Genomic DNA, 18,977 nt, shown 5'->3' on the forward strand with positions numbered 1-18,977 from the left:
CTACGCGTCAGGCGTCCGCGTGAGGGAAGCTGATCACGCCATCAGCCAGGCCCTGCAAAACCTCAATCAACGCAGAACGCTCCTGAACCTTGATCCGCTCATGTAGCTCATCCTGGGATTCACCTTCCCGCACCTCAACGGCACGCTGAGCGATGATCGGGCCCGTATCCACCCCAGCATCAACCCAGTGCACAGTACAGCCGGTGACCTTGACCCCATAAGCCAACGCGTCCCGCACACCGTGTGCACCAGGGAAAGAAGGCAGCAACGCCGGATGCGTATTCACCGTCCTATCCCCGAAACGCTCCAGAAACGCCGCCCCCAGAATCCGCATAAATCCCGAACACACCACCACATCCGGGGAAAAACCAGCCACCGCAGAAGCCAACGCCGCATCCCAGCCAGCACGCGCATCGTAATCCCGAGGGTCCACCACAAACGTTTCAGCACCCAGAACATCAGCCCGATGCAAACCAGCCGCCCCCGGCTGATCCGTACCCACCGCGACAATCTCCATACCCGTCAACCGGCGAGCAGAAACCGCATCAACAACAGCCTGAAAATTCGTACCAGACCCAGAAAGTAGAACAACAGCACGCATACCCAAACCCTACCTAGACTCAGTCATCCAAAACCGGGTCACGCTCAAACAATGGCGCAGCAACATTACCGAGCACAGCGCCCACGCCGATCTCCGCAACCAACAAGCCAGCCGAAACCCACACGTGCGGCCCGATCCACGTGAAAATACCCAGCCCCAACGTGCCAGAAGACAACAAAGCCAACACCACGAAACCCACTGCAGAGACCGCGCCCACCAACAAACCCAACATGAGCGAAGACAACGTCACACCAATCCAGCGCTGCGAAAAACGAAGAGTCAACCACTCCTCCAAATGGTTCTCGCCCTCACGCATGAACCACCAGCCGGCAACGACACCAGCAAGCACCGGGATAGCCACAACCCACACCTGCGGCCCATCCGGCAACATCCCCAAAACCGGCAACGGCGGCATATCCGTCCCGAACGAACCAAACGCAGAAATCGAGGTGGTGCTACCCAACGCGAACCCGCCACCACTGACATAAGCCAGCGTGTACATCACCATGTTCGGCACAAACACCAGCTGCAGCAGCATCAACGCGGCACCACCCCACAGGCCCGGATTCAGGCGCATCACAGTGTTGATCACATCAACCCAATGCACCACCAACTGCACCGTGAACGCCGCTGATGCCAACCCCACAGCCATCACAAGCCCCACAAAACCAGCGCGAACCACCGCCCACACATACGAGCCAGCCCACCGCTGATACTGCGAATGGTGAAGCACCCGCTCCGCCGCATTAAAACCAATCAACCGGCCAAACGAACCCGCCTCACGCCACGCGCCACCAATCAAACCGAGCCCGTGAATCACCAAGGGAATCAACAACGCGCCCCACCACGGCGAAGCAATCAGCTCAGAGGACGCCCACCACGTCGTCACAATCCCGAGCACCCCATACACCAGAAGAGAACCCAGCATCGCCTGCCACAACTGATCAGACCACGAGGCCCGCGCCAACCGCCGCCCAGCACGCCACGCCAACCAGCCTGGCAACACAACGAAACCTAGAGGCAAGAACCACATCGTGCCAGCCCCGCCAATAGCGGCTTCGGAACGCACCAACGGAACCCCATGCCCCAACAGCCACCACCGCCCCGTGACACGAGCGACCTCGCTGACATCCGCGCCCAACCAGCCACCAGACATCGCGGCGCCAGCCACCGGAAGCGCAACAACAAGCAAACCCAGAACATACACCTGGATCGCCTCAATACCGCCCTGGATCACCAACGGAAGCGGCATGCCCTCCTGCAAGCCCACGCGGAAACGGTACAGAGCCTCGCGGGTGCGGGTCGTCAAAGAAACACGCTCATCCCCTACCCCATACACGAGCTGCTCCGCCGCACCCTCACCGGCTGCCGCCGCCTCAGCATCACGTGGACTACCGGGCTCAGATGACGTTTCAGCGTCCCCGGCTCCGCCGGCGTCGCGCGAATCCATAAAATCCGTAGGCATCCTGCAACATCCCTCAACAAACTCACTTCAGCATCCACGGCCACGCCGCATGCTTCACCACCGATCGTGCCATCTTAGAACCCACACCACACGCAGGCGCGGCGAAATCGCCCACCCTTGAGCCCCAAAAACTCCAAAGTGTGGCATCCGATCTGTGAGATGGTTAGGCTCTAGATGAATAACATCCATCAGGAAGGCCCCCACCGTGGAGAGAAGCATCACGGCAGACCCCGACGCGAAAGAAGCGATCGAGGAACGCATGGACAAAGCCGGACCACTTCCGGCAGCCGGATGGAAATACATTTTCGGTAGAGCACTACGCGAGTTCACGCGCGACGGCGGCATGGACATGGCCGCTTCCCTGACCTACAGGACAGTGTTCGCGATGTTCCCGGCACTGCTCGCCCTCGTCTCCACGCTGGGCTTGTTCGGCCAGGGCGAAGAGACCACCAAACTGCTACTCGACACCGTTCAGGACGTCGGCTCCCCGGAGATGGCGAAAGTCCTCGAAGAACCCATCACGAGCCTGACTGAAGGCGGCGGCGCTGGGTTGTTCTTCGTCATCGGTGTCCTCGGTGCCGTGTGGACGTCCTCGAACTACGTCAACGCGTTCTCCCGCTCGATCAACACCGTCTACGGCGTTGAAGAGGGCCGCGCCCCAATGTTCTTGCGCATCCAGATGTACCTCATCACCCTCGCGTTGCTGTTCGGTTCGGTGATCTGCATCCTGTTGCTGCTGGTCTCCGGTGACTTCGCGTCCATGATCGGCAGCTGGATCGGTCTAGGCGCTGAGGCCGTGACCGCATGGAACATCCTGAAATGGCCGGTTCTTATCCTGGTTGCGATCGTCATGATCGGCCTGCTGTATAACTTCACCCCGAACGTGCGCCGCCCGCAGATCCGTTGGGTCACCCTAGGTGCCACGTTCGCGCTGGTCACGATGGCGTTGGCGACCGCCGGTTTCGCGTGGTACCTCTCCAACTTCGCTAACTACAACAAAACCTACGGCTCCATCGGTGGTGCTATCGCTGGTCTGATGTGGATCTGGATCATCAACTGCGTACTGGTCTTGGGTGCGGAGGTCGATGTTGAGGCTCAGCGTGCACGCCAGCTCACCGCGGGCCTGATCGCTGAGGAACAGGTCTTGCTTCCGCCTCGCTCGGTTTCTGGGATCAAGAAGAAGGAAAAGGCCTACGCCAAGGACGTGTTCGAAGGCCGTAAGTTGCGTTTGATGACCAACCCGATTGGTCCTGAGCCGATGGACCCTAAACGTAAGAAGAGGCGTCTGAAAGCACTCGCGGGCTTCGGTGGCGTGGTTGCCGTGTTGAGCATGATCCGCCAGGCATCCCACACCCCGCCGGAACCGGAAGAAACCTCCGGTAAGGACGATTCCAACTAACGCCAGGCGGCGGTGCAGAACGGCACCGCCCCGGCTTGTCTTCTCGACGCTTTTCCACACATAAGGAGAGCCTTATGGCTAATCTGACTACTCCACTCTTGACGACTACCGGACTCGTGGGCGGCTTCGAGGTTGCCCGCCGCACCAAGAACCGTCCGCTTGGCGGCGCCGTGTTGGCGGTCTGCGGCATCTTCGCTACCTGCATTTGGGTCAAGAAGGTCGGCTGGCCACGCGCGCTTGTGTTGCTGGGGATCTATCTTGGCGCGTTCGGCTACTCGCATCCACTCGCCAAGAAGGTGGGTGCAGAGGAGGCCGTGGCGATCGTGACCGCGGCATCCGGTCTCAGCGCGTTGCTCTTCGGCGGTTCCAAGCGCAGCGAAGCGAAAGTGGCGGCCAAGCGTGAGGAACGCAAGGCCGCCCGCGCCCACAAAGCAGCCCAGAAAAAAGTCGCGGCACTCTCAGCTAAGTAGGGCGCGAGCTGGGTTCCCGCCTAGGGGACGTCCCTTCACTGGGCGTCCTTTCACCGGAAAGAAGGAAAACGATGGTAGCTGACAACGTTGCCGGCCAGAGCCGCGAGGGCGCCGCGAATGGCCGCGCGCTACTGATTGTGGATGTGCAGAACGACTTCGCTGAAGGTGGGGCCTTGGGGTGTGATGGCGGGGCTGCGGTTGCGGCGTCCATCAACTCGCTGACAGCTCCGGGCCACGACTATCAGCTGATCGCGGCATCACGGGATTGGCATTCGCCGGAAGGCGATAATGGCGGCCATTTCGCTCCAGCTGGTGAGGCACCGAACTGGACCACCACGTGGCCAGTCCACTGTGTAGCCAACACCGAGGGCGCGGCATATCACCCGAATCTTGATGCCTCGCGCATCGAGCTTGAGGTCCGTAAAGGCATGGAAAGCCCCGCCTACTCGGCTTTCGAGGGTGTATCCGATGACGGCAGCGGCCTCGCCGAGATCCTCAAAGAGGAGGGCATCACCGAGCTTGATGTTGTGGGGATCGCAACCGACCACTGCGTTCTGGCCTCTGCGCGCGACGCTCTAGCCAACGGTTTCACCGTCACCGTGCTCAACCAGCACACCGCTTACGTGGACGCTGACGCGGCGGAAGCGGCACTGGCCTCCCTCGAGGAGGCCGGCGCGACCGTCGTGCGTTAGGCGCGCCGAAGGAACTGTGCGTTAAGCGCGCAGAATTGACGCTGCGCTGGGCGCGCCGAGTTGACGGTGCGCTGGGCGCGGCTTATTCGTTGTCCCGGTTCTCGTCTGTGAATGCCTGCATGGCTTCGCGGATCTCGGCCGGGACTCTCATGAGGCGCCCCGTCTCGCCCTCGGCGAGCGCCATGAGAGTTTTGGCGCGTGAGCAGAGGGTTCCGTCGTGGCCGTCGCGGATTTCGTAGTTGACGGTGAAGGTTGCGGGTTTGATGTCGGAGATCCAGATGTCCACGGCGGCGGGTACGTCGCGGTATGGAAGTTGCGCTAGGTAGCGGATGGTGTGTTCGACGACGAGGATCATGATGCCCTCGCCGACGTTTTCGAACAGGTCGTTTTTGCCTTCGCGGCCTACTGGTGAACCGGTTCCGCCGGGGACGCCGAAGCCGGCGACGCGGGCTTCTTCCATGAGGCGGATCTGGTTGGCGTTGTTGATGTGCCCGTAGGCGTCCATGTCTGCCCACCGTAGTGGCACAGAGACGGTTTGGCGGCTCACGTGGCTGTCCTTCCTGCTTGGGGGCTTGTTTCGACGCAAGATCTGGCGCCGATTTCGGCGCTGATTTCAGCGCGGGCTTCGCGCTGGTTTCAGCACCTGTTCTGGCGCCGGGGCTAGTGGTCCGGATGGAGCGCGTCGGGGGCTTCCGGCATGAGGCCCAAGGCGGCCAGCCGTGCGGCGATGCGCCCACCATCGGGTTCATAGACCCACGGGACACCCGGGGTCGTGTTCATGATCGCCGCGTTACGCCCGCCGGCGAGCGCGGCTTCCGATGGGGTGAGTTGACGGATCACGATCGCGGACACGTTGTCTGGGTAGCGGCGGGCGAATTCGGCGTAAATGTTGGGGTCTTTTTGGCCGTCGTCGCCGACCAGTAGCCACGAGATGTCGGGGAATTCTCTAGCAAGGCGGCGTAGGTTGTCTACTTTGTGTTGGATGCCGGAGCGGAACCAGCGGCCTTCGACTGGCCCCCAGTCGGTGAGCAGTAGCGGGCCGTCTGGGAATAGGTTGCGGGCCATGAAGCGGCTGAGTGCCCGGTTTGTGTTCCACGCGCCCGTGGAGAGGTAGAGCGTGGGTGCGCCGGGGTGTGCGGTGGCGAAGCGGTCGAGGAACACTGCCATGCCTGGGGTTGGTACGCGTGCGTGTTCGTCGATGACGAAGGAGTTCCATGCCGCTAGTAGTGGGCGCGGGAGCATCGTGACGACAACGGTGTCATCGACGTCGCAGATGATCCCGTGTTTTTGCTTTTCGTTGACCATGAACACGTGACCGCTGACGGGTTCGGAGTCATCGACGATGAATTCGACGTGGTGCCAGCCGGGTTCGAGGTTCACGGCGAGGCGTTCGTCGATCACGCCGCCGCGGTCTGAGTACACGTCATAGGTTGCGCCGTTGATGCGGATTGTGACGGGGTATTCCGCGACGGTGGGTGAGATGAAGTGACGCCACCCGCGCACGCCTTCTTCAACGACTGCGGGCAGGTGGAGGTCTTCAAGCCGTGACCCGGGTTTCGCCATGACAACTCGTGCGAATACGCGCACCCACCCGTTTTCTCCGCTGCGGCCGTAGCCGCGGTATGGGACAACGGCGACTTTGTCTCCACGGCGTTGGGACATTTTGAGGCGGAAGTCTTGCCAACGGTCTTCAAGCGCGAGAGCGAACTCTTTATGGGCTCGTTTGGTGTGCTGTTTTTTACCGTCTTTCATCACGCATCTAGTTTCTCATGTGGCACGGTCACGGAGGGTGCGGCGTCCCTCACACGGCAGTGGTTTCAGGTGGCTGGCGGCTTGCCTTTGGTTTGTGTGTTCTTGGTTAGGCTGAAGCTATGAGTTCGGATCTGTACAGTGCGGCGACGGGGATCGATGCGGCGGAGGGGCTCGATGCGATAGAGGCTCGCGTGTGGCCTGACGCTGGAGCGATGGTTGCGCGGCTCGGGGCCAGGGAGCCTGAGCGTTTGCGGGACATCGCGGTGGACGCGGTCGTGGCCGTGGCGGCCGATGTTGAGGCTGCGTGGCGTGCCGGTGTGAGTGCGCGGCAGAAGTCTTCGGCGCACGATGTGGTGACTCCAACGGACATCGAGACTGAAGCCCGACTGGTTGAGTTCCTGCGCGCACGGACCCCGCAAGCCGTGTTTCTCGGCGAAGAAGGCGCTGGCGGGGCCGGCGCCGGCGAGGAGGGCGCTGGCGAGAACAGGGCCGGCTCTCCCGAGGCAGGAGTGGTGTGTTGGGTTATTGATCCGATCGATGGAACAAGCAATTTCGTTCACGGCCTCCCGGATTTCGGGATTTCGGTTGCCGCGGTCATGGATGGTGTCCCGGTTGCCGGGGTTGTGTGCGCGCCTGCATTGGGGCGTATGTGGCGCGCATGGATCGGCGCAGACGGGATTGTGGTCTCTGAGCAACGTCACTTTCAGCAGCGCACTTTTGACTCTGCAGGCACCTTTGGCTCTGCAGGCGGCTGTGACTCTGCAGGTGGCGCCGATGCTTGGGTTCCGTGTGCCTCTTCTGGCCGCGGTGCTGAATCGTCGTGCGCGCTGGTCACGGATCACCCGCATCCTGAAGCCCTCGAGGTCTCCCCCGATGCGGCACGCGAGTTTTCTGACCTGGTGCAGGCCTTCGCGACGGTGCGCCGGCACGTGTGCACCACGGTGGATGTGTGCAGGCTGGCCTCGGGGGTGCACGATGCGGTGCTCGGCCCGGCCGTGAAGCCGTGGGATATCGCTGCGGCGGCTTTGATCGCGGTGGGTTCGGGGGCTACGTGGCTCTACGGTGGCCGCCGCGCTGGTATTCCGGGGCCTTCCTCAGCTCCCGTTGCCCTGCTCAGCCCCGGCGCAGGCTCCGGTTCCCGACGCACCAGCGACACGGACTCCGGTTCCGGCGGCAGTGTTCTGGATGCGCCGATGTTCCTGGTGCATGCGAACGGCGCAAGCGTTCCGACCGCGCGGAAGGTCCTCAACCAGATGATCGCCCGGACGCTTCCAAACGACTAACAGAGACTTCCGGAGAATTAAAGGTGGCATAACTTTTTGCCCGGCACCGGCGTCGAAAGTTTTTCTAAACTGGTGCCCGTGAGTACCTCATCGTCTTCGCCTGCCCACCCCTCCCCCACCCAAAACCCCAACGATAACTCTCCAGCCCAGCGCCCGGATTCCCAACGACCGGAGCCAACACCCGCACAGATCCGCCGTTGGCGCCGCTATTTGGCTGATGAGTTGACGGAGGGCGCGATCTATGAGGCGCTCGCCGCGAAAGTGAAGTCCCCGGAGGATGCCCGCATTCTGAAGGGGCTCGCCGCAGCTGAGGAGCGTCACGCTGATCATTGGCGTGAGCTTTTAGGTGAGCACGCTAAGCCGTCGCGGCCTTCGGTCCAGCGGTCGCTTCTGCGTTTTTTGGCTACGCATTTCGGTTCGATTTTCGTTTTGGCGTTGGTCCAGCGTGCCGAGGGCAATAACCCGTATGCGAAGGATTCGGATGTTCCGGACAAGATGGCCGCGGACGAGTTGGTGCATGAGGAGGTTGTGCGCGGGCTCGCCACGGAGGGCCGGATGCGGCTTTCGGGTAATTTCCGTGCCGCGGTGTTCGGTGCCAACGATGGTTTGGTGTCTAACTTCGCGCTCGTGTTAGGTATCGGGGCGACCGGTGTTGCGCCGTCGATCGTGATGTTTACAGGTATCGCGGGCCTGCTCGCGGGCGCGCTGTCGATGGGTGCCGGCGAGTTCGTTTCGATCCGTTCCCAGCGGGAACTTTTGGATGCCTCCCGACCAACGCACGCGACCTTGCGTGCCGCGCCGCACCTGGATATTGACGAGAACGAGCTTGTGCTGGTGTATCTGGCGCGAGGGATGTCCCAGGCGGCTGCTGAGCATCGCGCCGCTGAACGCATGGGTCGCTTCGATTGCGACTGCGACCCATCCACGTCCCTGCCGTTGCCGCATGAGGACCGGTCCCTGCCAGGTGATGAGGAGCTCGACGGGCACGGTAGCGCGTGGGGTGCGGCGACATCGTCCTTTGTGATGTTTTCGATCGGTGCAATCGTCCCGATCCTCCCCTACATCTTCGGTATGTCTGGCCTCGGCGCCGTGATCGTGGCTACCGTGCTTGTGAGCGCTGCTCTGCTCATCACGGGTGGCTTTGTGGGGCTGATCTCTGGTTCTTCCCCGGTATCGCGTGGGTTCCGGCAGCTGTTCATCGGCCTGGGTGCCGCGGCTGTGACCTATGGGCTGGGTCTGGCCTTCGGAACCGTCGCCCTATAGGGCCCGCCACACGCGGTGCAGAACCACTCGGCATGATGTCCCCGATTTCATGACACCTGCCTCAGGATGAGAAACTATGCGGTGATGAGTTCTGCGAAGTTTCCTTTGGTTGATGCCCGTGAGGTCCTGAAAAAGGTCGGTGGTGGCTCTTTTACCCGCGGGAAAATGCTGGTTGATGCGGGTAGGTTGTCTGAGCTTTCGTGGGATTCGGATGCGTTGGTGCTGACCGGCACGGTGGTCGATGACGATGTTGAGGCTCACGCGCATATCACGTTGGTTGCGGATCAGTCTGGGTTCTTGATTGGTGAGATGACCTGCAGCGCGGACGAGGAGCCGGGTTGTAGGCATGCCGCCGCTGTGCTGATCGATTCGAATGCCCGCCATATGAAGGCGAAGGATGAGCGGGAGGCGGAGGAGGCCCTGCAGCCTGTTGATGCCGAGTGGGAGCAGGCGCTGTCGCGGATTGTGGAGAGCGGGCGTGCGGGCCGTGACGGTCAGAAGCCTGAGGATATCCAGCCGCTGGGTTTGCAGTTTGAGCTACGTGATTCCCGGGATGCGTCCAGGCGTCAGTATGGTGCGGGTCAGAACCCGAAAGCTGTGGGTGCCCGTGGTGTGCGTAGCCGGTTCACGTTGGCGATCCGCCCTGTGATCCGTAACCCGCAGGGCCGTTGGATTCGTTCTGCTTTACGGTGGAACACGATTTCTTTCAAGACCTATGGTTTGCCGTTGGATCCGGAGCAACACCGGTGGTTCTGCCAGTTGGTTCCTCTGTATAGGGCTAATGGTGAGCTGTATTTCGGTGAGGATAACGACTGGCTCATTTTCGATGATTTCGCCTCCGGTTTGGTTTTTTCCTTGCTTGAGGAGGCTCACGAGCTGGGGATCGAACTCGTGGGTTCCGGCGAGATCTCCGGTATCGAGCTGGTTGATGCCGGCCGCGTGTATTTCGATGCGCAGCGCAGCGATGAGGGTCTCGAGCTAACTCCGACGATGGACATCGGCTCCCGTACTATCGCGCTAGGTGAGGACGTCGTGGCGGGCAGTGTGGGTCGGCATGGTGTGTGGGCGTTGGCTGAGGATGGCCACACCATAGAGATCGCCCCGGTGGAGCACACGTTGGAGCCGGAGACTCGTTTCTTGGTGCGCCGCCCGTCGACCATCACGGTCCCCGCTGGTGAGGAGGAGCAGTTCTTCTCTGGCTTGTATCAGCGTTTGGGTCGCCGCGTTTCTTTTGTGTCCCGTGATGGTTCGGTTTCGTTGCCGCAGATCACTCCCCCGTCGCTGGTTGTTGTTGCGACGTATCAACCTGACGATGTGGTGGTCGTCGATTCGGAGATCGATTACGGTGCCGGTGGGCTCGATGATTACGCCCGCGATGTGCAGGCTGAGGCGCAGTTGCGTTCCGCAGCGCTGAAGGTTTTGGTCAATCACGGCTGGGATGAGCTCGAGCCGCACCGCAGTAACGGCGGCCTGGTTTCGCATACGCTCGAGGGGCTTGCCACCGTCGACTTCGTCCGTCGCGGCCTGCCTGCGTTGGAGCGGACCCCGCACGTGAGGGTGCTCGATGTGGGTAAACGTCCTGTCTATAAGGAACTCACTGAGGCCCCTGAGCTCACGGTGACCACGGTTGAGTCGGATAAGAACGACTGGTTTGATCTAGGTTTGATGATCACGGTGGGTGACCGCCGGATCCCTTATGCCGATATTCTGCGGGCGCTCTCCGCTGGGCAGAAGCGCATGCTGATGTCGGATAAGACCTACGTCTCGCTTGATCAGCCGCTCTTCCATCAGCTTCGCAGCCTCATCGAGGAAGCGAACATGCTGAAAGAGAACCCGAAAGACCCGTTGCGGATCACCCGCTATCAAGTGAACCTGTGGGACGAGCTGGCCGGTTTAGCTACTGAGGTGTCCGGCCCGGATTCCTGGTATGCGGCCATCTCCGGTCTATCGACGGGTTCGGAGAAAGCGAGTGAAACCCCGGTCCCTGACACTGTCGATGCCACGTTGCGCCCGTATCAGGTGGATGGTTTCCGTTGGCTCGCTTCGCTGTGGCGGCAGGGTCTCGGCGGGATCCTGGCTGATGACATGGGCCTGGGTAAAACACTGCAAGTCATCACCTTGTTAGTCCACATGCGCGAAGCATGGACGCGCGAGGAGCAGAGCGCACCCGACCTGCCTGCCGCATCGGACGCTGCAGATACAGCCCCGGCCGCCGCATCGGAAACTGGCGCCGCGCACACCGCGTTGATGGGCGGCGCCGGCCCGGTTTTGGTGGTCGCGCCGACCTCGGTGGTTCCTAACTGGCTGGCTGAGTTGCGCCGGTTCGCCCCGGGCGTGAGGGTTGCCGGTGTGCGGGATACACAGGCGAAAGCGGCTCAGTCGCTGGCTGAGGTCGCCGCGCACAACGATGTGGTGGTGACCTCCTATACGCTGTTCCGTCTGGATTCGGATGTTTATCACGGCGTGGAATGGTCGGCGTTGATCCTGGATGAGGCGCAGTTCGTGAAGAATAAATCCACGAAGGCGCATCAGACGGCGCGTGAGTTGAAGGCTCGCGTGAAGTTCGCGATCACGGGTACTCCGCTTGAGAACAACCTCATGGAGCTGTGGGCACTACTGGCGATCACTTCCCCTGGCTTGTTCCCCTCGTCCAGTAAGTTCGCTGAAGTGTTTGGCCGGCCCATCGAACGGATGGGTGCTGTTGAGCCGTTGGAGCGGTTGCGCCGCAGGGTGCGTCCGTTCATGCTGCGCCGCACCAAGGCTGAAGTGATGACGGACCTGCCGAGCAAGCAAGAGCAGGTTCTGGCGATCGACCTTTCGGATGAGCACCGCCGTATCTATGACACGCGGCTGCAGCGTGAGCGGCAGAAGGTTCTGCATCTGGTGGAGGACATCAACCGGAACCGATTCACGATCTTCACCTCGCTCACCACGTTGCGTCTCATGGCGTTGGATCCTGCGTTGGTGGATGAAGAAGAGTTCGCCGATGTCGGTTCAGCCAAGCTGGATGCTCTCTTGGACTACCTGAGCTCACTGCTCGCAGAGGGCCACCGTGCGCTGGTGTTCTCGCAATTCACGTCCTTCCTCAAACGCGCTGGCGCTCGCCTTGATGAGGCGGGGATCGACTACGCGTACCTGGATGGAGCTACCCGCAACCGTGAAGAGGCGATCCAAGAGTTCAAGGACGGCGAGGCCCCGGTGTTCTTGATCTCGCTCAAGGCCGGCGGTTTCGGGCTGAACCTCACGGAGGCTGACTACATCTTCCTCATGGATCCGTGGTGGAACCCGGCCGCGGAGGCTCAGGCGGTGGACCGTGCCCACCGCATCGGACAGACCCGCAACGTCATGGTGTACCGCATGGTCTCTGCTGGAACCATCGAAGAGAAGGTCGTGGCTCTGCAGGATGCCAAACGCGAGCTCATCACATCCGTCATGGACGGCGGCGATGGGTTCGGTTCCGCCCTCAGCGCGGACGACATCCGCGAACTGCTCGCCGAATAGGCCCCACCTCGCGCTTAGCTCTCCGTGATGTCGCCGTGGGTTTCGCTGGCGCTGCTGTTGCCGACGCTGTTGTGGGTAACACTGTGGCTGTCGCGTGGTTTCAGGAACCGGCAGGGCCGTACGGGGCTGATGCGTGTGCGGCCGGCGGCTTCGAACACTTCGAGTGAGGTCCGGTAGACCGAGCTCAGCAGCCGCGCGTCACAGACTTCCGCCGTGGCTCCGGCGGCGCGGACCCTGCCTTGGTCGAGCACGATGAGGTCATCTGCGTAGGATGCGGCGGCGTCGAGGTCGTGGATCACCACCACAACTGCGGAACCTTGGGCGGCGAACTCTTGAGTCAGTGCCAGGGTGTGTTCGGCGTAGGCGACGTCCATCGCAGCGGTGGGTTCATCGAGCAAGAGGACCCGGCCCGCGCACATCGGGAAAGCCTGGGCGATGACCCGCGCGAACGCGGTTCGTTGGCGCTCCCCGCCCGAAAGGGTCGTGATTTCACGATCGAGCAGGTGGCTGAGCCCAGTCAGCTCGATCGCTTGCTCAACGGCTGTGCTGTTGGCTGGGTTGGTTCCCCACGGGGTGCGCCCCATCTCCACTATTTCCCGGATCGTGTAAGGGAAGGCGACATCCGAGTTCTGGTTCATGACGGCACGCTGTTGGGCTAGTTCCAGGTGCGGGATCGTATGTATGTCTACCCCATTGACCCGAACTACCCCTCGGCGTGGGTGGGTGAAGCCGGCGAGCGCGGCCAGCAGTGTCGATTTCCCTGCTCCGTTCGGGCCGATGATCCCGGTCACGGCTCCTTGCCGCACAGACACTGTTACGGAGTCGAGCAGCGTTGCGCCGTTGATGGTGATGTTCAGGTCTTCGGCTTCGAGCGCGTTCATGACCTGATGCCTCCTTTTTTGAGGGTTCCGCGCAGCAAGACGATGAAGACGGGTCCGCCTACGAGTGCGGTGAAGACGCCGACGGGGATGTCGCTGAGCGGGATCAGTGTGCGGGCCGCGGTGTCGGCGAGTCCAAGCAGGGTTGCCCCACCCAGGAGGGATAGCGGGACGAGGTATTTATGGGAGGGCCCCACTATGAGCCGTAGAGCGTGGGGGACGACGAGCCCCACGAATCCGATCATCCCGGAGAACGCGACCGCGGTTCCGGTCAGGATGCAGACGAGGATCACGCTGATGAACCGTAGCCGTTCGACGTTGATTCCGGTTCCGTGGGCGGCGGCGTCCCCGAGTGCCAGAACGTCGAGCCTGTTCCTATAGAGCCAGATGCATAGGGCTGTCACGGCGAGCACGGCGAGGCACACGCCTACTTGCTCCCAGCGGGCCGCGGCGAGGGATCCCATTTGCCAGAAGATGATTTCTTCGCGCGAGCTTGTGTCCCCCAGGTACACCAGGAAGCTGGTGAGTGCCCCGCCGATTGCGTTGATCGCGATACCGGTCAACACGAGCGTGAGTACCAGGACCTTACCCGAGCCTTTGGCGAGCATCCACACGCATGCGGTGGCGATCATCGCGCCGATGAATGCGCTGACTGGCAGGACCCAGGAGCCAGTCGATGTGTATCCGAAGACGATGGCGAGGCACGCGCCGACGCTCGCGCCGGCGCTGACGCCTACAACGCTTGGTTCAGCTAGCGGGTTGGCGAAGATGCCTTGCATCACGGTGCCGGCTAACGCGAGGCTCGCCCCGATGACCGCTGCGAGCAGGGCTCTCGGGAACCGGATCGTCCACAGCGCGGCGTCGGTCGGGTTGTCGGTGGGTTCGGCCCCATCGAACGCGACTCTCTTGATTGAACTGAGGACTTCTATGGGTGTTGTCGCGTACTGGCCAGCCGCGGACGAGATCAGCAGAACACACACCACGGCAATGGTCAGTACGATGCCGGTGAGCCAAGCCGCGCGTGCCCTCGCGCTACGGTTGCTCGCCACGGTCTGGGTCATTTCTTGGCTTGTCCGTCCTGATATACGGCTTCTGCGAGCGCTTTAAGGTTCTCGTGTGTGCGTGGCCCGAAAGATAAAAGCTGGCCATCAGCCGCAGTGATGATGCGTTTATTCTTGCCCGCCACTGTTGCGGCCATACCTGGGCGCTTGAGGAAACCATCCATTCCACCTGCGGATTCGATCCCGCGTTTCATCGCGAAGACAATCTCCGGGTTGAGGTTCAAAAGCGCTTCCGCGTTAGCGGGTTTCACGCCTTCGATGTTGTTCTCCCGTGCCGTATCTTGCAGGCCGAGCGCCTCAACGATGTCGGAAGCGCCATGTTCGTTGCCGAGGATGAAGAACACTCCCCCAGTTCCGCGCACATACAGCACGGCGGCGCGCGGTGCCCGCGGGGTCTTAGACCGCAGTTCTTTGACGTATTCGGCCGCTTCATCGAGGTTCTTCTTGGTTTCTTTGGCGAGTTTTTCTGCTGCTTCTGGCACGCCGAACACTTTTCCTACCGCGCGGATTCCGTCCGGGATCCCCTCGATGCTGGTGGCTGGTTCGAGCCTCACCACTGTGATTCCCGCGTTTTCCAGTTGGCGGTAGGACTCGGCCCCACCGATGTTTTCGGTGGTGATGATGAGGTCCGGTTTGAGGTTCAGGATCGCCTCAACGTTGGTGTCGTGACCGTCTTTGGTGACAACGGGGAGGTCTTTGAGTAGCGCGCTCGTATCGGAGTTTGAGCGCCCGATCAGCCGGTCGTGCAAACCCAGCCCGACCATCGTGTCTGTCAGGGTTCCGTTGAGATCCAACGCAAGCACTTTCTTGGCTGATGTGACCGTGATTTCCTTACCGTGCGCATCGGTCACTGTGGTGGGTAGCGCCGGTTTCACTCCGGATAGAACCGGTTTCATATCCGGGATGTCGCGTGCCTCGGCAGGGCCAGTGAGTTTCAGTGCATCCGCCGCGTTTGCGCTGCTATCTTTACCGCTGGATTCACCTGAGCTGGACGCCGTTGCTGTTGCGTGCGGGCTCGGCGATTCGGCTGTGGACGGCGCTGACGTGCACCCTGCGAGCAAGCTGATAAGTGTTAGCCCCGTTGCCCCGAACAAGGCCACACGGGTGGTGCGGGAAGGTGTCTTCTCGAAGGGCGAGCTGTGAGTCATGATCCCATCGCTTTACATTGTCACGACGTTAAGAGCACGTCGGAGTGAGGACGTTAGAAATGAAGGAGGGCGTGTGGTTGTAGCCCGTTGGAGGAGCTACAACCACACGCGGTTTCCGCTGCATGAGTGGGCAGAATTACGCCAGGAGGCGTGATTATGCAGCGGAGTCTTTACGGCGCACGCCCCGCATGAGCACCAGCCCGATGAGGGCCAGGATGCCTGCGGTCCCCGCCAAGGTGGCGTTGCCGAAGCCGGTAGCGGCAAGCTGTCCGCCGGAAGCACCGGACGCGGAGCCTGCACCTGCAGGGCCGTTACCTGCACCCGGTGTGTTGGTTCCGTCTGGGGAGACAACCTCACCGGTTACTGGGTCGGTGCAGATCTCCTTTTCAACCGTGCCTGCAGACCCCACGGTCACGGTGAGTGGATCCAGCACCAGGCCGGCATCGTAGAAGCCCGCGAACCCTGCCGCGCCTTCCTTAGTGAGGGTTACCGTCGCGTTCTTGATGCCTTTGGAGGCATCGCCGCTGAAGGAGAGGATTGCGAACACGATGTTGCTGCCGGACAGGTCTTTACCTTCCATCGACTGCGACTTCACGTTTGCGATCAACTGGCCCTTGCCAGGTCCCGTGACCTTGACGCGCAGCCCGGAGATGGTGGTGTCGAGGATGCCCTTGTGGCCGGTGAAGTGGACGCTGCCGGGGAAGGACACGGTTCCAGAGTTGGAGGTGAGAGTTCCAGAACCTGCGCCCCATGTGAACCCGTTCGCGGTGCGGGCCGCGCCGTTGCCGGCAGAGATGGATCCCTTAGCGATACCGCCGGTGACGTAGTTCCGGAAGGAACTCTTAACACCCCAGGAAAGAGTTGAAGCGCCCGGGGTTCCAGGAGTCTTCTCGATGCGGCAAATCGGTGCCGCTGGGCTCTTACCCTGGCCAGCCTCAGTGCCTTGAGTGTCAGAGCCTTGAGTATCAGAGCCTTGTGCCTGAGCACCCTGGGTTTGGGTGCCCTGCACCTGCAGGCCCTGTGAACCAGGGGTTTGCACGTCAACGCTTGGCTTCTGCGGAGCTGGTTTAGGTGCTGGCTTCGGCTTCTCTGGCGCAGGTTTTGGCTTCTGCGGTGCAGGCAGAGGTGCCGGCTTTGACTTTTCTGGCGCAGGCTTTGGCGCAGGTTTTGGCTTCTGCGGTGCAGGCAGAGGTGCCGGCTTGTTTCCCGTGATCAATGCGGCCTTGATAGATACCGAGTCCATCTCGGTTCCTGGTTCGTAGAAACCAGCCATGGCTACAGCGCCGTCCTTGGTCAACTTCGCTCGAGCGTTAGAGAGGCTAAGTTTTCCGTTCTTGACCTTCACGGCGTTCTTGGGGAACGTGAGGTTCGCAACGCGCGCGTTCTTCAAGTCCACAGCCTCCGTGACAGAGGTCTTCGGCGCCTTGACGGTCATGATGAGTTGCGCGGTGGTGTCAGAGGTGAAGTTGACCGCGAACTTAGACATCGTGAGGTTCATCTGGCCGCCGTGTCCCTTGAAAGTCACGGTGCCATCGAAGATCACGGTTCCCTTGCCATTCTTATATGCGCCCTTACCGTTGGGGAAGGTGAAGGCGCCGTTGTTTGGTTTCTGTGCCGCACCACCACCTGTTACGACGGAGCCTTTAGCGATACGTCCCACAACGTATTTACGGAAGCTTTCTTTGACGCCCCACTCCAGCTGGCCGCCCTTGCCGGCTTGCTTCTTCGCAGCGCGTGGCTTTGGCTTCGCTGGCTTTGGCTTCGCTGGCTTTGGCTTCGGTTGTTCGGGCTTCGGCTGTTCAGGCGTTGGCTGAGGTTTCGGCTGAGGCTGAGGTTTCTCAGGCTGAGGCTGTGGAGCTGGCTTCTCAGGCTGAGGCTCCGGCTGCTCAGGTTCAGGCTTCTCAGGCTGAGGCCGCTCCGGTTGAGGCTCGGCCTTTTCCAGGTAGGTAATGGGGGCTTTAGCGTCCTGGCTAGTGTCCCTCATGCCCATGCCGTGGCCCTTGGAGGTAAAGAAGGAGAGGTTTTGCTGCGACTGCGCGGGGACATCGACCTTGACTGAGAACGAGCCATCGGCGTTTAGCGGAGCGGTGCGTCCACGTGCGGTGTCTTCGTCTTTCTTCCCTGCTGCGATCCATACGGGATTCTGGCTCCCACCTTGGTAGAAGCCCGCGGCGTCGGATGGGCCGTAGCCCAGATAGATTCCTGCTGTTGCGGCGCCCTTATCGTCGCCTCGGTAGAAGTTCTTGCCGGTAACGGTGACTTCGCCGCCCTCAGCGGGTGCAGGTGTCACCGTAATGGTGGGCTTTGTTTCTGCCGCAGAGCCGGTATCCGCGTGGGCAGTGGCAACTGGAACCGATGCCATCGCGCCAGCCAGCGCGAAGGACAGCATCGTACCTAGGACCTTCCTCACACGGACCCTCCTCACGCTTCGCTTACGGGTGGTTTTCTGCTTCATAGCTTTTACGATCCTTGCTTGATGGGCACCCCAATGGCATCGGGTGCAGATGCGGAGATGTCGTGATTTCGGGTGGTGCCCACAGCCACCGTCAAGCAACACAGGCAAGCCTAAACTTAATTTATCGAATAACGCAAGACACCCCTTGCGTAACTCAAGAGCACATGGTTAGGTTGACCTTAGAAAATGATCTACTGATTCGCAAGGCCACTGATTCCTGAAAGATAGACCGATGACTGCTCCACCCACCCACGCACCGTCTTTCGCAACACAACTGAAAACAGCAACGCGCGCTGAACATGCCGCGGCGGAACACTCTTCGTTCATCCAGAACCTCATGGAAGGCAAGCTCTCCGCCGAGGACTACGTGCGGCTTCTAGCTCAATATCAGCCGCTCTATAGGGCGCTTGAAAAGGCCTGCGCTAGGTGGCGCTGCGAGCCCAGTGTCCGGCAACTGCTTGACCCGGCACTTGAACGCAGCGAGTCAATCCGCAACGATCTAGCCGGCTTGACCGAATACCTCGGGATCCAGATGCCGGACCTCACCACGGCTGTGACGCTCTACACCCAACGCATCCACGAAGTCGGCGCCATGGCCTCCCCTGAGCGTCTCATCGCACACCACTACCTGCGCTACCTTGGCGATCTGTCCGGCGGCCAAGCGATCGGCGCACTCGTAGCCCGCCACTACAACATCCCGAGCGAACTGCTCACGATGTGGAAGTTCCCCACTATCGACAAACCGAAAATCTACAAAGACACGTACCGAATCCACCTGGATCACTTCGCTCAACAAGCGAACCAGGCCGAAATCGTTGACGAAGCCCGCCTAGGCTTCGCACTCAACCGAAACCTCTTTGTTGAGCTGGGCGCTCCTCTCAGCGACAACAAAGACCTCTACGTCTAAGCGCATCTCCTCTCGCAAACCTGCGCCACGACGTCAAGCGGCCTCGTGTGCCGACTGAACGCATCAGTCGACACACGAGGCCGTTTCCTTCATCCTTCCGGG

Annotated in this window: 15 protein-coding genes; 7 read left to right on the forward strand and 8 right to left on the reverse strand. The window is 61.2% G+C overall.

From position 1 onward, the window contains the following. Positions 1–7: 7 nt before the first annotated feature. Both purN and HMPREF3160_RS06405 read right to left on the reverse strand, forming a co-directional pair. A complete protein-coding gene (gene purN / locus HMPREF3160_RS06400; protein WP_070507650.1) occupies positions 8–601 on the reverse strand; it encodes a phosphoribosylglycinamide formyltransferase in 594 nt (197 codons plus the stop codon). 19 nt (positions 602–620) lie between these two features. Continuing rightward, positions 621–2,066 carry a cell division protein PerM gene (locus HMPREF3160_RS06405; RefSeq protein WP_141739857.1) on the reverse strand — a complete coding sequence of 482 codons (1,446 nt, stop codon included), beginning with the start codon at positions 2,064–2,066 and terminating at the stop codon, positions 621–623. Between the two features lie 205 nt (positions 2,067–2,271). Here HMPREF3160_RS06405 and HMPREF3160_RS06410 point away from each other — a divergent pair, with 205 nt between their 5' ends. The 3 genes from HMPREF3160_RS06410 (at position 2,272) to HMPREF3160_RS06420 (ending at position 4,627) form a co-directional block, all read left to right on the forward strand. Continuing rightward, entirely contained in the window at positions 2,272–3,465 is a 1,194-nt protein-coding gene (locus HMPREF3160_RS06410) for a YihY/virulence factor BrkB family protein (protein ID WP_070507652.1), read from the forward strand. Between the two features lie 74 nt (positions 3,466–3,539). Beyond that, the gene (locus tag HMPREF3160_RS06415) at positions 3,540–3,935 is read left to right on the forward strand and encodes a hypothetical protein (RefSeq protein ID WP_070507654.1); all 396 of its coding nucleotides are present in this window, start codon (positions 3,540–3,542) and stop codon (positions 3,933–3,935) included. 71 nt (positions 3,936–4,006) lie between these two features. Next, on the forward strand, positions 4,007–4,627 hold the full coding sequence (locus tag HMPREF3160_RS06420) for an isochorismatase family protein (RefSeq protein ID WP_070507656.1): 621 nt from the start codon (positions 4,007–4,009) through the stop codon (positions 4,625–4,627). An 82-nt stretch (positions 4,628–4,709) separates the two neighbouring features. Here the strand turns inward: HMPREF3160_RS06420 and HMPREF3160_RS06425 are convergent, their stop codons facing one another. Further along, a complete protein-coding gene (locus HMPREF3160_RS06425) occupies positions 4,710–5,174 on the reverse strand; it encodes an acyl-CoA thioesterase (RefSeq protein WP_256174088.1) in 465 nt (154 codons plus the stop codon). A gap of 113 nt (positions 5,175–5,287) precedes the next feature. After that, on the reverse strand, positions 5,288–6,379 hold the full coding sequence (locus HMPREF3160_RS06430; protein ID WP_035754892.1) for an App1 family protein: 1,092 nt from the start codon (positions 6,377–6,379) through the stop codon (positions 5,288–5,290). A 119-nt stretch (positions 6,380–6,498) separates the two neighbouring features. On the opposite strand from HMPREF3160_RS06430, the gene HMPREF3160_RS06435 reads away from it, so the two are divergent. The 3 genes from HMPREF3160_RS06435 to HMPREF3160_RS06445 all read left to right on the forward strand — a co-directional run bounded on the left by HMPREF3160_RS06435 (position 6,499) and on the right by HMPREF3160_RS06445 (position 12,426). Next, positions 6,499–7,662 carry an inositol monophosphatase family protein gene (locus HMPREF3160_RS06435; RefSeq protein ID WP_070507658.1) on the forward strand — a complete coding sequence of 388 codons (1,164 nt, stop codon included), beginning with the start codon at positions 6,499–6,501 and terminating at the stop codon, positions 7,660–7,662. A 78-nt stretch (positions 7,663–7,740) separates the two neighbouring features. Then, positions 7,741–8,925 carry a VIT1/CCC1 transporter family protein gene (locus HMPREF3160_RS06440; RefSeq protein WP_083285514.1) on the forward strand — a complete coding sequence of 395 codons (1,185 nt, stop codon included), beginning with the start codon at positions 7,741–7,743 and terminating at the stop codon, positions 8,923–8,925. Positions 8,926–9,009: 84 nt separating this feature from the next. Then, positions 9,010–12,426 carry a DEAD/DEAH box helicase gene (locus HMPREF3160_RS06445; RefSeq protein WP_070507659.1) on the forward strand — a complete coding sequence of 1,139 codons (3,417 nt, stop codon included), beginning with the start codon at positions 9,010–9,012 and terminating at the stop codon, positions 12,424–12,426. A gap of 14 nt (positions 12,427–12,440) precedes the next feature. On the opposite strand, the gene HMPREF3160_RS06450 is transcribed toward HMPREF3160_RS06445, so the two are convergent. From HMPREF3160_RS06450 to HMPREF3160_RS06465, 4 genes are all read right to left on the reverse strand, one after another. Continuing rightward, a complete protein-coding gene (locus HMPREF3160_RS06450) occupies positions 12,441–13,307 on the reverse strand; it encodes a heme ABC transporter ATP-binding protein (RefSeq protein ID WP_070507661.1) in 867 nt (288 codons plus the stop codon). Beyond that, positions 13,304–14,365 (reverse strand): FecCD family ABC transporter permease, encoded by a 1,062-nt coding sequence (locus HMPREF3160_RS06455; RefSeq protein WP_070490068.1) that lies wholly within the window; start codon positions 14,363–14,365, stop codon positions 13,304–13,306. The genes HMPREF3160_RS06450 and HMPREF3160_RS06455 overlap by 4 nt, the downstream gene beginning before the upstream one ends. After that, the gene (locus tag HMPREF3160_RS06460; RefSeq protein ID WP_070507663.1) at positions 14,362–15,513 is read right to left on the reverse strand and encodes a heme/hemin ABC transporter substrate-binding protein; all 1,152 of its coding nucleotides are present in this window, start codon (positions 15,511–15,513) and stop codon (positions 14,362–14,364) included. The genes HMPREF3160_RS06455 and HMPREF3160_RS06460 overlap by 4 nt, the downstream gene beginning before the upstream one ends. Before the next feature lie 154 nt (positions 15,514–15,667). After that, positions 15,668–17,968, reverse strand: a complete 2,301-nt coding sequence (locus tag HMPREF3160_RS06465; RefSeq protein ID WP_141739859.1) for an HtaA domain-containing protein — start codon at positions 17,966–17,968, stop codon at positions 15,668–15,670. A gap of 232 nt (positions 17,969–18,200) precedes the next feature. On the opposite strand from HMPREF3160_RS06465, the gene HMPREF3160_RS06470 reads away from it, so the two are divergent. Continuing rightward, positions 18,201–18,875 carry a biliverdin-producing heme oxygenase gene (locus tag HMPREF3160_RS06470; RefSeq protein ID WP_070507667.1) on the forward strand — a complete coding sequence of 225 codons (675 nt, stop codon included), beginning with the start codon at positions 18,201–18,203 and terminating at the stop codon, positions 18,873–18,875. The last annotated feature ends 102 nt before the right edge of the window (positions 18,876–18,977 follow it).

The organism is Arthrobacter sp. HMSC06H05, assembly GCF_001807395.1.
Classification (GTDB): Bacteria; Actinomycetota; Actinomycetes; order Actinomycetales; family Micrococcaceae; genus Pseudoglutamicibacter; species Pseudoglutamicibacter albus.